The 13,876-nt window shown below is 71.4% G+C and carries 14 protein-coding genes; 6 read left to right on the top strand and 8 right to left on the bottom strand.

Features of this window, described 5'->3' with window-relative positions:
* Positions 1–3: 3 nt before the first annotated feature.
* Positions 4–1,641 (bottom strand): L-lactate permease, encoded by a 1,638-nt coding sequence (locus G6N60_RS20440; protein WP_163740678.1) that lies wholly within the window; start codon positions 1,639–1,641, stop codon positions 4–6.
* A 39-nt stretch (positions 1,642–1,680) separates the two neighbouring features.
* On the bottom strand, positions 1,681–2,907 hold the full coding sequence (locus G6N60_RS20435) for a multidrug efflux MFS transporter Tap (RefSeq protein ID WP_163740676.1): 1,227 nt from the start codon (positions 2,905–2,907) through the stop codon (positions 1,681–1,683).
* Positions 2,908–2,979: 72 nt separating this feature from the next.
* On the opposite strand from G6N60_RS20435, the gene G6N60_RS20430 reads away from it, so the two are divergent.
* Both G6N60_RS20430 and G6N60_RS20425 read left to right on the top strand, forming a co-directional pair.
* Positions 2,980–3,789 carry a uracil-DNA glycosylase gene (locus tag G6N60_RS20430; RefSeq protein WP_163740674.1) on the top strand — a complete coding sequence of 270 codons (810 nt, stop codon included), beginning with the start codon at positions 2,980–2,982 and terminating at the stop codon, positions 3,787–3,789.
* 96 nt (positions 3,790–3,885) lie between these two features.
* Entirely contained in the window at positions 3,886–4,929 is a 1,044-nt protein-coding gene (locus G6N60_RS20425) for an LLM class flavin-dependent oxidoreductase (RefSeq protein ID WP_163740672.1), read from the top strand.
* Here the strand turns inward: G6N60_RS20425 and G6N60_RS20420 are convergent.
* The 3 genes from G6N60_RS20420 to G6N60_RS20410 are packed head-to-tail and all read right to left on the bottom strand — an operon-like array spanning position 4,926 to position 6,288.
* Entirely contained in the window at positions 4,926–5,372 is a 447-nt protein-coding gene (locus tag G6N60_RS20420) for a nitroreductase family deazaflavin-dependent oxidoreductase (protein WP_163740669.1), read from the bottom strand. The genes G6N60_RS20425 and G6N60_RS20420 overlap by 4 nt on opposite strands.
* Positions 5,373–5,376: 4 nt before the next feature.
* Complete coding sequence (locus G6N60_RS20415; protein ID WP_163740667.1) at positions 5,377–5,799, bottom strand: HIT family protein; 423 nt, start codon at positions 5,797–5,799, stop codon at positions 5,377–5,379.
* Positions 5,800–5,820: 21 nt separating this feature from the next.
* Complete coding sequence (locus tag G6N60_RS20410; protein WP_163740665.1) at positions 5,821–6,288, bottom strand: VOC family protein; 468 nt, start codon at positions 6,286–6,288, stop codon at positions 5,821–5,823.
* On the opposite strand from G6N60_RS20410, the gene G6N60_RS20405 reads away from it, so the two are divergent.
* The 4 genes from G6N60_RS20405 to G6N60_RS20390 all read left to right on the top strand — a co-directional run bounded on the left by G6N60_RS20405 (position 6,287) and on the right by G6N60_RS20390 (position 9,900).
* Positions 6,287–6,430: a hypothetical protein gene (locus G6N60_RS20405; protein WP_179969717.1), complete on the top strand. Its 144-nt coding sequence runs from the start codon at positions 6,287–6,289 to the stop codon at positions 6,428–6,430. The two genes, G6N60_RS20410 and G6N60_RS20405, sit on opposite strands and share 2 nt — an antisense overlap.
* Positions 6,431–6,439: 9 nt before the next feature.
* Positions 6,440–7,255, top strand: coding sequence for an AraC family transcriptional regulator (locus G6N60_RS20400; RefSeq protein WP_163740663.1), 816 nt, complete (start codon positions 6,440–6,442; stop codon positions 7,253–7,255).
* An 18-nt stretch (positions 7,256–7,273) separates the two neighbouring features.
* A complete protein-coding gene (locus G6N60_RS20395; protein ID WP_163740661.1) occupies positions 7,274–8,653 on the top strand; it encodes an amidase in 1,380 nt (459 codons plus the stop codon).
* Between the two features lie 128 nt (positions 8,654–8,781).
* Positions 8,782–9,900: an adenylate/guanylate cyclase domain-containing protein gene (locus G6N60_RS20390; protein WP_246240871.1), complete on the top strand. Its 1,119-nt coding sequence runs from the start codon at positions 8,782–8,784 to the stop codon at positions 9,898–9,900.
* Here the strand turns inward: G6N60_RS20390 and G6N60_RS20385 are convergent.
* The 3 genes from G6N60_RS20385 to G6N60_RS20375 are packed head-to-tail and all read right to left on the bottom strand — an operon-like array spanning position 9,897 to position 13,839.
* Entirely contained in the window at positions 9,897–12,023 is a 2,127-nt protein-coding gene (locus tag G6N60_RS20385) for a heavy metal translocating P-type ATPase (protein ID WP_163740658.1), read from the bottom strand. The genes G6N60_RS20390 and G6N60_RS20385 overlap by 4 nt on opposite strands.
* The gene (locus G6N60_RS20380; protein ID WP_163740656.1) at positions 12,020–12,223 is read right to left on the bottom strand and encodes a cation transporter; all 204 of its coding nucleotides are present in this window, start codon (positions 12,221–12,223) and stop codon (positions 12,020–12,022) included. The genes G6N60_RS20385 and G6N60_RS20380 overlap by 4 nt, the downstream gene beginning before the upstream one ends.
* 44 nt (positions 12,224–12,267) lie before the next feature.
* Positions 12,268–13,839 carry a class I adenylate-forming enzyme family protein gene (locus G6N60_RS20375; protein WP_163740654.1) on the bottom strand — a complete coding sequence of 524 codons (1,572 nt, stop codon included), beginning with the start codon at positions 13,837–13,839 and terminating at the stop codon, positions 12,268–12,270.
* Positions 13,840–13,876 lie beyond the last annotated feature (37 nt).

Genomic DNA, 13,876 nt, shown 5'->3' with positions numbered 1-13,876 from the left:
TCGTCACGGCACCATCCACGACAGCACCGCCGACGCCTGCAGCGCCGAGATCGCACACATCGCGGCGAGGAACACCAGACTCCACACGACGACGCGCCGGAAGATGTCGCCCTCCCTGCCGTTCAGGCCGACCGCGGCGGCCGCGATCGCGAGGTTCTGCGGCGAGATCATCTTGCCGAGCACGCCGCCCGAGCTGTTCGACGCCGCCATCAGGAGTTCGGAGAGCCCGGCCTGGTGCGCCGCGGTCACCTGCAGTGCACCGAACAGCGAGTTCGCCGAGGTGTCCGATCCGGTCACCGCGGTGCCCAGCCAACCGAGGATGGGCGACAGCAGCGCAAACGCCGCGCCGGCGCCAGCCATCCACGTGCCGAGGGTGATCGTCTGGCCCGACACGTTCATGACGAAGGCCAGCGCCAGCACGGCCATGACCGTGACGATGGCCCAGCGCAACTGGTGCAGCGTCGCACCGAACGCTCGCAGCGCTCGCGGGACCGACAGTCGCAGCACGATCATCGTCAAGACGCCCGCGACGAGCATCTGCGTGCCCGGCGTGGTGAGCAGGTTGAGCGTGAACGCGGTCAGGCTCAGCGGGTGACCGTTGGCGGCGGCGACGTGCAGGCCGGGCCACCCGAACACGACGGTCGCCGCGTCGAGCAGCGTCTTCACCGCCCCGATCTGGCACACGACGAAGACGGCGATGACGATGCCGTACGGGGCATAGGCCTTGGCTATGTCAGCCCGGGAGTCGGCCCGGGAGTCCGGCGAGTCGGGCGGGTCGAGGTCCGCCTCGCCCACGCCGCCGGAGGCCAGGCTCGGCACCAGCGCCCTGGCGGGCGGCCGGAGTCGGACCATGCCGACGATCGCGGCCGCAGATAGCAGCGAGGCCACGACGTCGGCCAGCGGCACGGACACGAAGTTCGACGTCACGTACTGCGCGATGGCGAACACCACGCCGCACACCGCCGCGACCGGCCACGCCTCGCGGATGCCGCGCCTCCCGTCGACGATCAGGACGAGCACCAGCGGAACGAACACCGCCAGCAACGGAGTCTGGCGGCCGATCATCGCGCCCAGCGTGTCGGGGGACAGCCCGGTCACCTTGCCGAGGGTGATGATCGGCGTGGCCATGGCGCCGAACGCGACGGGTGCGGTGTTCGCGGTCAGCGACAGGGCCGCCGCCTTCAGCGGCGTGAACCCGAGCGCCATCAGCATCACCGAGGTGACGGCGACGGGCGTGCCGAATCCGGCGAGCGCCTCCAGCAGTGCGCCGAAGGAGAACGCGATGATGATGGCCTGGATGCGCTGGTCGTCGCTGACGCTGGCGAAGGAACGCCGCAGGACGTCGAAATGTCCTGTCGCCACGGTCATTTGGTACACCCAGATGGCGTTGATGACGATCCACAGGATGGGGAAGAAGCCGAACGCCGCGCCCTCGGTGCCCGCCAGCAGTGCCTGCCCGACCGGCATGCCGTAAACCGCGACGGCGACGGCGAGGGAGACGGCCAGCGACACCAGGGACGCCAGCCACGCCGTGACCTTGAAGACCCCGAGCAGCACGAAGAGCAACAGCAATGGCACGGCCGCGACCAGCGCGCTCCACGCCAGCGACCCGGCGACGGGATCAAGAACCTGCTGGTACACGGTGACCTCGAAGTGTGGCGTACATCACGTTCTGTGACGCTACTCCACCGGCCCCCGATCGAGGTGCCGGAGCGCGGGCAGGAAGATCGCTACCGCGCCGAGCACCAGCATCGGTAGCGACAGCGCCAGGAACGTCGCGTGCAGGCCCGCCGCGTCGGCCAGCGGACCCGCGACCACCAGCCCGATCGGCCCGGCCGCATACGCCAGCGACCCCATCACCCCGACCACACGCCCGCGCAGATGTGCCGGCGCCCTGGTCTGCATGACGTAGTTGTAGATCGGCGCGATCGGCCCGTAGACGAGACCGACGATGGCGCACAGCACCAGGATGATCGGCAGCGGCGGCAGGAATGCGATCACCGTCATGCTGACGCCGAGGACGAGCACCGCGGTCAGCATGACCGTGCGGCGGTTCGCCAGCCTGGACAGCGCCGCATAGCCGAGCGCCCCGAGCAGCCCACCGACGCTGAGCGCCACCAGCACCCAGCCGAGCTCGGCGGGCTCGTTGCGGTCGGTGAAGTACTTGGGGAACAGCACGCTCTCCATCGGCATGTACAGCCCGGTGGCGGTGAGGTCGACGAACGCCAGCGCACGCAGCACGGGGGTGCGCCACACGAACTTCAGGCCCTCGACGATGCCCGCCCACACGCGCGGCATCTCCGCGCGATCCGGCGTGCCTGCCCCCTCCAGTCGCAGGACGGCGACGGCCAGCAGCGACAGCACGAAGCTGGCGGCCGTCACCCACATCGTGTCGATGCCGCCGAGCGTGCTGATCAGCAGGCCGCCGACGCCGGGGCCGACGATGTAGGCGAGGTTGAACACCGCCTCGTACCCGCCGTTGGCGCGGTCGAGCGTCCACCCGGCGCGCTGCGCGGCTTCCGGCAGCATCGTCTGGCGGGCGGTGATGCCCGCCGGGTCGAAGAACGCACCGAGTGCCGCCAGCGCGGCGAGCACCGCCACATTGATCGCCTGCGCGCCGAACGCCCACGCGATCACCGGGACCGCCGCCACCGACAGCGCGGACAGCGAATCGGAGATCATCGCGACGCGGCGGCGGCCGAGGTAGTCGACGGCGGTACCCGCCAGCAGCGTGGCCGCCAGCAGTGGCAGGGTCCCCGCCATCGCCACGATCGAGGCGTCCAGCGCAGAGCCGTTGTGCTGCAACGCCAACCACGGATAGGCGACGAGGGAGATCCCGTTGCCGGCGCCCGCCGCGAGCGCCGCGAACAGGATGGTGAACAGCGGTGCGCGCGTCGTCTCGGTCATGGGTATCGCGGGTGATCCAATCACGGGCGGCCCCGCACCGCGAACGAATTCTCGGCGGTGCACAGTGGGAGGGTGACGCTGCCCCACCCGCGCACGGGTGACCCGTATCCCTCACCGGTGCCCGCGGGCGCCGGGTGGCCCGGCGACCCGGCGGACCCCGACACCCCGGTCGCCGCGACGGCGGCGCGCGTGCGCCGCCTGGCCACCAAGACCGACGCGGTCGAGGAGCTCGACGCGCTGGTCAGCGTGTGCCGGGCGTGCCCGCGGCTGGTGGCGTGGCGCGAGCAGGTCGCCGTCGAGAAGCGACGGTCCTTCGCCGGGGAGCCCTACTGGGGTCGCCCCATCGCCGGCTTCGGATCGGCGTCGCCGCGCCTCCTGATCGTCGGCTTGGCGCCCGCGGCCAACGGCGCCAACCGGACCGGCCGCGTGTTCACCGGTGACCGCAGCGGCGACGTCCTCTTCGCCGCACTGCACCGCGCCGGGCTGGCGAGCTCACCGCACAGCATCGACGCCGCAGATGGCTTGACGCTCAACGACACTCGCGTGGTCGCGGCCGTGAGGTGCGCGCCGCCGGACAATGCGCCGACGCCGCAGGAGCGGGCGACGTGCGCGCCGTGGCTGGACGCGGAGTGGCGGCTCGTCCGGCCGACCGTGCGGGTGATCGTCGCGCTCGGTGGCTTCGCGTGGCGCGTGGCGATCGACATGGTCCGCGCCGGCGGCGGTGTCGTCGGCCGACCCCTGCCGAAGTTCGGCCACCTCGCGACCGCCGCGCTGGGCGACGTCACGCTCATCGGCTGCTACCACCCCAGCCAGCAGAACACGTTCACGGGCCGACTGACGCCCGCGATGCTCGACGAGGTCTTCCAACTCGCCATTTCCTAGGCGATTCGTGTCGTCTTCGTCGCGCGCACCGCTCCTGAAACGACGCAAATCGCGGCCGTGGGGAACGTTCGCGGCGGCTCGTCGGTTGAATCTCACGTGCGACTCTCGGTTCTCGACCTCGTCCCCGTCCGCAGCGACCAAACCACCTCGGACGCCCTCGCCTCGACGGTGCGCCTCGCGCAGACCGCCGACGAACTCGGCTACACCCGCTACTGGGTGGCCGAGCACCACAACATGCCCGCGGTCGCGGCGACCAGCCCTCCCGTCGTGCTGGCCTACCTCGCGGCGCAGACCGCGCAGATCCGGCTCGGCTCCGGCGGAGTCATGTTGCCCAACCACGCGCCGCTGGCGGTGGCCGAGCAGTTCGCCCTACTGGAGGCGGCGGCGCCCGGCCGCATCGACATGGGCATCGGCCGCGCGCCGGGCTCGGACCCGGTGACCTCGATGGCGCTGCGGGGCGCTGCGGGCCGCGACGACAGCGACATCGAGAACTTCCCCCAGTACCTCGACGACGTCGCCGCGCTCATGAGCACCACCGGCGTGGAGGTTGCGCTCCGCGGCCGCCCCGAGCGCTACGTCCTCAAGGCCACGCCCCACGCCTCCGGCGAGCCGCGGGTGTGGTTGCTGGGCTCGTCGCTGTACTCGGCGCACCTCGCCGCCGCGAAGGGGTTGCCCTACGTGTTCGCCCACCACTTCTCCGGGCAGGGGACCGAGGAGGCGCTGGCCACCTACCGTTCGGAGTTCCGGCCGAGTGACCTCGCCGCCGAACCCGTCACGTTCATGACGGTCAACGCCTCGGTCGCGCCCACCCGCGAGGAGGCGCTGGACCTGATGCTGCCCAACCTGCACATGATGGCGTTCCTGCGGACCGGTCAGCCGCTGCGGGCGCTCGACCTCGTCGAGGACGCCAAGCTCCTGGACCTCACCCCCCAGCAGCAGGCCGTCGTGGCCTCGGGGCTGGAGCGGGCGATCGTCGGGACGCCGACCGAGGCCGCCGATCAGGTGCGCGCACTCGCGCGACGCTTCGACGTCGACGAGGTCATGGTCAACGCCGTCGGGTCGGCCGTCCGCGGCGTCGATCCCCGCACCGCACCGGCCCGCGAGCAGACGCTGCAACTGCTGGCCAAGGAGCTGTTCTAGGGGACCAGCGCGACGATGGGGATCGGTCGCGTCGTGCGCTTCTGGTAGGCCTCGTAGCGGTGAGAGTTGTTGTCGTTCACCACTTTCCACAGCCGGAGGTAGTCAGGGTCGTCGGGCCCGATGATCCTGGCGGTGGCGGGCATCCGCTTCGGGCCGACGTTGATCTCGACCTTCGGGTTGGCCTTGACGTTGTGGTACCAGCCCGGCGCCTTCCTGTCCCCGCCGTTGGAGGCGACGACGAGGTAGGCGCCCGCGTCGCGGGCGTAGCTCAGCGTGTTGGTGCGCGGCAGCCCGGTCTTGGCGCCGACGGTGTGCAGCAGCAGGCTGGGCGGCGCACCGGGGATGCGGTGTCCGATGCGGCCGTTGGTCTTCCGGTAGATCGTGTCGTGCACACCCAGCAGGGGGATGCCGATGTACTTCTCCCACACGGGTACGCCGCTCATGGCGTCAGTCTGTCACGGCCAGGGCGTCGCGCAGGATGCGCGCGGTCGCCTCGCGGTCGGGGTCGCGCCGCACCACCAGGCCCTTGGCGAACGACAGCTTGTCGCCGGACTTGCGCGGCGCCACGTGCAGGTGGATGTGGAAGACGCTCTGGAACGCCGCCTCGCCGTCGTTCACGACGACGTTGTTCCCGTCGGCGTGCAGTTCCGAGGCCCGAGCGGCCCGGGCGACGCGTTGCCCGATCCGCATCATGGTCGCGACGGTGTCCGGCGGGGTGTCCGTCAGATCGACGGTGTGCGCCTTGGGTATGACGAGGACGTGGCCGCGGACGATGGGCCGGATGTCGAGGATCGCGAGGTAGCCGTCGTCCTCGTAGACGGTGATCGCCGGCGCGTCACCGGCGACGATGGCGCAGAAGACACAGGACATGCGGTCACCGTAGCGGCCGCGTCAGACGTTGCTCTCGGCCCACTCGGCGAGCCGGCGCTCGCGCTCCGCGGCGTCGACGTCCTCGACCCTGGTCATCACCGCCCAGCGCTGGCCGAAGGGGTCGACGATCGAGGCGTACCGGTCGCCGGTCACGAACGTCGTGACGGGCTCTCTGATGGTGGCGCCCGCCTGCTCGGCGCGGGCTGCCACGGCGTCGGTGTCGGTGCAGTACAACACCATCGAATGGGTGACGGACTCGCTTCGCTGGACGGCTCCGAGCCCGTAGTCGGGATTGGGGTCCGACAGCTGCAGCCGACCCGTCCCGAAGTCAAGCTCGGCGTGGGCGATCGTGCCGTCGGAACCGGCCATCCGTTCGACGACGGTCGCGCCGAACACCGAGGTGTAGAAGTCGATCGCCGCGGCAGCGCCATCGACGACGAGGAACGGGGTCAGGCTGGTGTAGCCCGGTGGGATTGCGTTCACGGTCATGCCACCCACCCTGCTCGGCTGCGAGGTGGCGGGGCTTGGAAGAACGCGCCACGTCAGGTCGTCACTCGACTCCTACGACACCGACAAGGCACTCGACCTCTGGACGACCAGCGAACGGCTGGTCCACTACGCGGCGACGTAGGCTCCACGGGTGGATGCGAAGGACCGCCCACAGCTGGGTGTCGTCGGTAGAGCCAACACCGCCGAGGTGTTCGATCTGGACCGGTGGGCGCCTTCCGACGACGCCGCACCGTGGGTCGAGCACTTCTGGTCGGTGAGCTGGAACCGATGCGGTCGCGAGCCGTTCACCACCGCGGTCCTCACCTTCCCGGCGCTGCACCTCACCCACGAGTGGGGCGAGGACACCCACCGTCACGGTCATGCGCTGCCGGCCACGCTGCTGCACGGGGTGGTCGAGCGGGTCTTCACCACCACGCTGACCCAACGGGGCACGGTGGTGGGAGCGCGGTTTCGTCCCGGTGGCTTCACCGCCAGGTTCGGTCGCGATGCCAGCTCGCTGACCGGCCGGGTCGTCCGGGTGGACGACGAATTATCGTGCGACCCAATCGTTCTCGATGATGATCGGGAGGGGGCGGCGACGCAGCTGGATCGCGCCATCGCCGCGCCCGCCGGTGCCGTCGACCCCACCTACGTGGAGCTGACCGCGCTGCTGGACCGCATGCGTGCCGATGCGACGCTGCACCGCGTCGCCCAGGTGATGGCCCACTCGCCGTGGAGTGGCAGGACCACGCAGCGAGTGTTCCGCCACTACGCCGGGGTCCCGGTCAAGTGGGTGCTGTGCCGCTACCGGCTCCAGCACGCCGCGCTGGAGATCGAGAGCGACCGCTCGGTCGACTTCGCCGATCTCGCCGTCCGGTTCGGCTGGTATGACCAAGCGCACTTCAGCAACGACTTTCGCGCGATGCTCGGGTGTACCCCCGGGGAATACGCCACGCGCCACGGCTGACTCACTAACCTGGCCCAGATGGACCCTCGCGAACTCGCCTTCACCGGAGCGGCCGAACAGGCCCGCCTGCTGGCCGCCGGCGCCATCACCGCACCCGCTCTGCTCGACGTCTACCTCGATCGGATCGCCCGGTTCGACCGCGAATTACGTTCCTACCGCGTCGTTCTCGTCGATTCGGCCCGCCGGGAGGCAGCGGCCGCGCAGGACCGGCTCGACGCGGGGGAGCGGTCGCCGCTGCTCGGCGTCCCCGTGGCGGTCAAGGACGACGTCGACGTCGCCGGCGAGGTCACGACGTTCGGCAGCAGCGCCTACGGTCCCGCGCCGACCCAGGACTCCGAGGTCGTGCGGCGGCTGCGCGATGCGGGTGCGGTGATCCTCGGCAAGACGTGCGTGCCCGAGCTGATGGTCTGGCCGTTCACCGAGACCCTGACCTTCGGAGCCACCCGCAACCCGTGGAACCCCGACCTCACCCCGGGTGGCAGCAGCGGCGGCAGTGCGGCGGCGCTGGCCGCGGGGCTGGCGGCGCTCGCGCTGGGCTCCGACGGCATGGGCTCGATCCGCATCCCGGCGACGTGGAGCGGGCTGTTCGGTCTCAAGCCGCAGCGCGACCGGGTGCCATTGGCGCCGCACGACGGCGCCTGGGGTGGGTTGAGCGTGTATGGCCCGCTAGCCAGGACCGTCGAGGACGCCGCGCTGTTCCTCGACGTCACGGCGAGCGAGGGCGGGTTCGTCGAGGCGGCGCGGCGCGAGCCCGGCCGACTGCGCATTGCGTTGAGCACCGCGGTGCCGCCGCTGCTGACGGCACGGGTGGGCCGCGCGCAGCGGGCGGCGGTCGCCGAGGCGGGCGCGCTGCTGCGGGAACTGGGGCACGAGGTGGTCGAGCGCGATCCGGACTATCCGGCGAATGCCGTCTTCGCACAAGCACTTCCGCGTTACTTCCGCGGTGTGCACGACGCGGCTGCGGCACTCCCGCGGCCCGAGCGCCTCGACCGACGGACGCGGACGTTCGCCAGGATCGGCGGTCTCGTCTCCGAGCGACGGTCGGCCGCGATCCGCGCCGCGGAGGCCGACGTGACCGCCCGCGTCACCGAGATCTTCGACGACGTCGACGTCGTCGTCACCCCGGGGACGGCCACCGGACCGTCGCGCATCGGGGCGTATCAGCGCCGCGGTGCGGTGTCGACGCTGGCCCTGGTCGCGGCCAGGGTGCCGTTCCAGGCGATGTTCAACGTGACGGGTCAGCCCGCCGCGGTGGTGCCGTGGGGTCTCGACGGGGCCGGCGTGCCGACGTCGATTCAGTTGGTGGGCAGGCCGTTCGACGAGGCGACGCTGCTGTCCCTCGGGACGCAGCTGGAGACGGCGCGGCCCTGGGCCGGGCGCAGGCCCCCGCTGAGCTGACGTCCATCCCGCCAGCAGCCGCAAAGGTGCTCGCAGCGTCGGCGTGTCGGGCAGGTGTGCGGCTGCTCGCGCGACCTGGGTCGGGCATCGCGGGCCCCTCCTCCTCGACCGTCGGTTACCTTGACCCGGTGGGAGACGTGGACATCGAGGCGACGGGTCTGCTCGACGGACTCGAGGGCGAGGCCAGGGCGCAACGCGCCGAACTGATTCCGTGGTTGATGGAGCGGGGCTTCACCGTCGACGACATCAGGAACTCGGTGCAGCCGATGCTGCTGGCGTCGCGCCGCTTCTTCGGCGAGGACGGGGAGTACCTGTCGGCCCGGCAGATCAGCGAGCAGACCGGGCTCGAACTCGACGTCCTGGAGCGGGTGCAACGCGCCAGCGGGCTTCCGCGGGTGGACGATCCGGACGCCAAGGTCTACCTCAAGACCGACGGCGAGGCCGCGGCCTATGCCAAGAAGTTCCTCGATCTCGGCTTCACGCCCGACCAGATCGTGCTCGTCGTCCAGGTGCTCGCCGAGGGGCTGACCAGGGCCACCGAGGTCATGCGCTACACGGCACTGGCCGCGACGATGGAGCCGGGGTCGACCGAACTGGACATCGCCCAGCGCACGGAGACGCTGCTCGGTTCGGCTGCACCCCTGCTCGGCCCGATGATCACCGACCTGCTGCGCGTGCAGCTGCTGCACCAGATGGAGACCGAGGCGGTCACCGCCACCGAGCGCGCCGAGGGCCTGTCGCTGCCCGGTGCCCGCGAGGTGACGATTGCGTTCGCCGACCTCGTCGGGTTCACCAGACTCGGCGAGGCGGTCCCGCCCGAGGATCTCGAGAAGCTGGCGCACCAGCTCACGGATCTGGCCCACCGGGTGGCGAGCCCGCCGGTGCGCTACGTCAAGAGCATCGGCGACGAGGTGATGCTCGTCAGCACCGATCCCGTCGCGATGCTGGAGGCGATGCTCGAGCTGGTCGAGGCGACCGAGGGCATCGAGGGCTTCCCGCGGCTGCGCACGGGCATCGCCTCGGGGCTCGCGGTCAGCCGGGCTGGGGACTGGTTCGGCAACCCGGTGAATCTCGCCAGCCGGGTGACGGGCTCCGCGCGGCCCGGCGCGATCCTGGTGGCCGAGGCGACGCATGACGCCATCGGCGACGACGAGCGCTTCGCGTGGTCGTTCGCGGGGGCCAAGCGGCTCAAGGGCATCAAGGACGAGGTCAAGCTGTTCCGGGCCCGCCGCGCGGAGCCCACCTAGCGCGAGGGCGCGAAACGGCGCAGGCGCAGGCTGTTGCTCACCACGAACACCGAGCTGAAAGCCATTGCGGCACCGGCGATCATCGGGTTCAGCAGGCCGAGTGCGGCCAGTGGGATCGCCGCGACGTTGTAGGCGAACGCCCAGAACAGGTTGCCCCTGATGGTTCGCAGCGTGGCCCGGGACAGCCGGATCGCGTCACCCGCGGCGCGCAGATCGCCGGTGACCAGCGTGAGGTCGGACGCCTCGATCGCGACGTCGGTGCCCGTGCCCATCGCCAACCCCAGGTCGGCCTGGGCCAGGGCGGCCGCGTCGTTCACGCCGTCGCCGACCATGGCCACCACCCTGCCCTCGGACTGCAAGCGCCTGACGTGGTCGACCTTGTCGGCGGGGAGCACCCCGGCGATGACCGTCTCGATCCCGACGCGCTGAGCGACCGAGCGGGCGGCCCGCTCGTTGTCACCGGTCAGCAGGATCGGCGCGAGCCCGAGGCCCCGCATCTCGGTGATCGCCTGTGCCGCAGTGTCCTTCACGGTGTCGGCGACGACGATGACCGCGCGGGTCACGCCGTCGACCGACACCCAGACCGGTGTCTGGCCGCGGGCTTCGGCATGTTCGGCAGTGGTGCGCAGCTCCGCCGACGGTGGCGCCCCGGGCAGCCACGCCAGGCGCCCGACCGCCACCGCGCGGCCGTCGACGGTGCCCCGCACGCCGTTGCCGCCGTCGTTGACGAACCCGGTGACGGGCGGCAGCGGGCCGCAGGCGCCGGCGTGCGCCGCGATGGCCCGCGCGATCGGATGTTCGGACTCGGTCTCGAGAGCGCCTGCGAGACCGAGCGTTTCGTCATCGCCGTGAACGGCGACCACGCTGGCGCGACCGGTGGTGACGGTGCCGGTCTTGTCGAGCACGATGGTGTCGACGCGTCTGGTCGACTCGAGCACCTGCGGGCCCTTGATGAGGATGCCCAGCTGCGCGCCGCGACCGGTGCCCACCAGGAGCGCGGTCGGCGTCGCGAGACCCAGCGCGCAGGGGCAGGCGATGATGAGCACGGCGACGGCGGCGACGAGTGCCCTGGCGACCGAGCCGTCGGCCACCCACCAGCCGACGAACGTCAGCGCGGCGAGCCCGATCACCACCGGCACGAACACCGCCGACACCCGGTCGGCGAGTCGCTGGACGTCGGCCTTGCCGCTCTGCGCGGTCTCGACGAGCCGCGCGATCTGCGCGAGTTGGGTGTCGGCGCCCACGCGCGTGGCCCGAATGCGCAGCACGCCACCGGCATTCACCGTCGCACCGGCCACCTCGTCGCCCTCGCCGACGTCGACCGGGACCGACTCGCCGGTCAGCAGCGAGGCGTCCACCGCCGATGCGCCGGCGACCACGACGCCGTCGGTGGCGATCTTCTCACCGGGTCGCACGACGAAGACGTCGCCGACCGCGAGTTCGGCGATCGGGATGCGCACCTCGACGCCGTCGCGCACGACCGCGACGTCCTTGGCGCCCAGATCGAGCAGGGCCCGCAGCGCGGCGCCGGAGCGCCGCTTGGCCCGCGCCTCGAAGTAGCGACCCGCGAGGATGAAGGTCGTGACGACCGCGGCCACCTCGAGGTACAGCTCGTGGGCCGACCCGCCGGCGATCACGCGGTAGGCCGAGAACAGGTAGGCGGCCAGCACGCCGACCGACACCAGCGTGTCCATGGTCGCGGCGCCGTGGCGCAGATTCGCGACCGCCGCACGGTGGAACGGCCAGGCGCCCCAGGCCACGACGGGCGTCGTCAGCGCCAGGGCCAGCCACTGCCAGCCGGTGAACTGCCAGGCCGGCACCATCGACAGGGCGAGCACCGGCACGCCGAGCACGACGCTCGTCACCAGCCGGCGCAGGTAGCGGTCGGTGGGTTCGGGGCGGCTCTCGTGGGCGGGGGTCTGCACGGTTGCGGCGTAGCCGGTGGCCTCGACGGCCGCGACCAGCTGGTCGGCCGTGACGCCGTCGGGACAGTCGACCGACGCCTGTTCGGTCGCGAAGTTGACCGTGGCGTGCACGCCGTCGATCCGGTTGAGCCGCTTCTCGATGCGCGCCGCGCACGACGCGCACGTCATCCCGTCGAGGTCGAGGGTGACGGTGCTCATGCCGGGGGCGTGACGTCGTACCCCGCGTCCTCGATCGCCGCGGCGACGGCAGTCGCGTCGGGCGTGCCGTCGACGCGGACCGTGCCCGCCTCCAGCGCCACGTCGACGCCCGTCACGCCGGGCAGCGGCGACACGGCGGACGTGATCGCCGCGACGCAGTGTGCGCAGCTCATGCCACGAACTTCCAGCACCATGCTCATGACACCACTATATACCCATAGGGGGTATGGGTAGGTCGGCTTTCTCAGACGACCGGGAACCGCGCGGCCAGCGACTTCTTGTCGACCTTCTCACCGGCCAGCGTCGGCAGCGGCTGCGGGCGAATCTCCCACCGGGTGGGGATCGCGAAGTAGGACAGCGTGCCCGTCACGTGCTCGGTCAGCTGATCGGGTGTCGGCGGCGCGGCGTCGGCCCGGTGGACCACGACGGCCACCAGTTCCTCGCCGAGGTCGGGGTGCGGGAGGCCCAGCGCGGCCACCTCGACGACCGCCGGATGCGTGGCGATCGCCGCCTCCACGTGCGGGCAGGCGATGTTCTCCCCGCCGCGGATCACGACGTCCTTGCTGCGGCCGTCGATGAACAGGTAGCCGTCCTCGGTGAGGTGGCCGAGATCCCCGGAGTGCAGCCACCCGTCGGCGTCGACGGTCTCGGCGTTGACCGCGGGATCGACGCCCACGTAGCCGTTCATCACCGTCGGCGAGCGGGCCAGCACCTCGCCGATGCCGTCGGCGTCCGGATCGGCGATGCGGATCTCGACCACGGGGTAGGGCCTGCCGACGCTGCCGGGGTGCCGGGCCAGGTCGCCGGCGTCGGCGACGGTGAGGAACCCGCCGGCCTCGGTCATGCCCCAGGTGTTGCTGAGGCCGCGCTCGCGCAGCCGGGGCAGCTTCGCCCTGATGCGGTCGAGCAACGCCGAGGTGACGGGCGCGCCGCCCAGCGGCCAGGACTTCAGGCTGGACAGGTCGTAGGCGTCGAAGTCGGGGTGCTCGAGGATGCGGATCGCCATCGTGGGCACGGCACCCCAGATCTGGATGCGCTCGCGTTCGATGATCGAAAGGATCTGGCCCGCGTCGAAGCGTCCCTCGGTCAGCACGATCTTCCCGCCGGTGAGGAAGTGCGTGAGCAGGCTGGAGAGCCCGCCGACGTGGAACATCGGGGTCGTCGCGAGGCTGACCACTTGCGCCGAGTCGTCGTCGAGCAGATGGGGGAACCGCCCGGTGCGGCCCATGATGTCGTGCTGGTTGCAGATCACCGAACGCCGGGACAGCTCGACGGCCTTCGGCATGCCCGAACTGCCGGAGGTGAACAGGATCAGGGCCCCGGCGTCGGGGTCGGTGGCGACGGCGGGCGACGGCTCCGTGGCGGGACCCTCGAACGCCGCGCGCAGGTCGCCGAGTGGGCTGGTCGGCACCGCGGTGGCGAGGTCGACGTCGGTCAGCACGTGCCGGGGCGCGAGGAGTTCGACGGCGTGGTCGAGTTCGGCACCGCTCCACCAGCGGTTGGCCAGTACGGGCACCGCGCCCGCGAGCCACAGCGCCCACAGCGCCACCACCCACTCGGGGGAGTTGTATCCGTTGACGATCACCCGGTCGCCGGGCTCGATGCCGAGGGCGCCCAGCCGTGCCCGGGCCGCGTGCGCGGCGATGCGGAAGGCGGCGAAGGAGATGCGCCGGTCGCCGTGGACGAGGAACGTGCGGTCGGTCCACACCTCGGTGCCCGCCATCAGGTCCTCGAACGTCGACGGACCGCGGTCGTAGACGAGTCCGGCATGGCCGCCATAGCTGCCCTCGCGGACCTCGGTTCCCCACGTGCTCATCAGGCTGCACACTAGGCGCACGTTCGCCCGTGGTGAA

The sequence above is a fragment of the Mycolicibacterium madagascariense genome (genome assembly GCF_010729665.1).
Classification (GTDB): domain Bacteria; phylum Actinomycetota; class Actinomycetes; order Mycobacteriales; family Mycobacteriaceae; genus Mycobacterium; species Mycobacterium madagascariense.
Note: the sequence above shows the minus strand (reverse complement) of the source record. Positions and strands in the feature narration are given on the sequence as shown.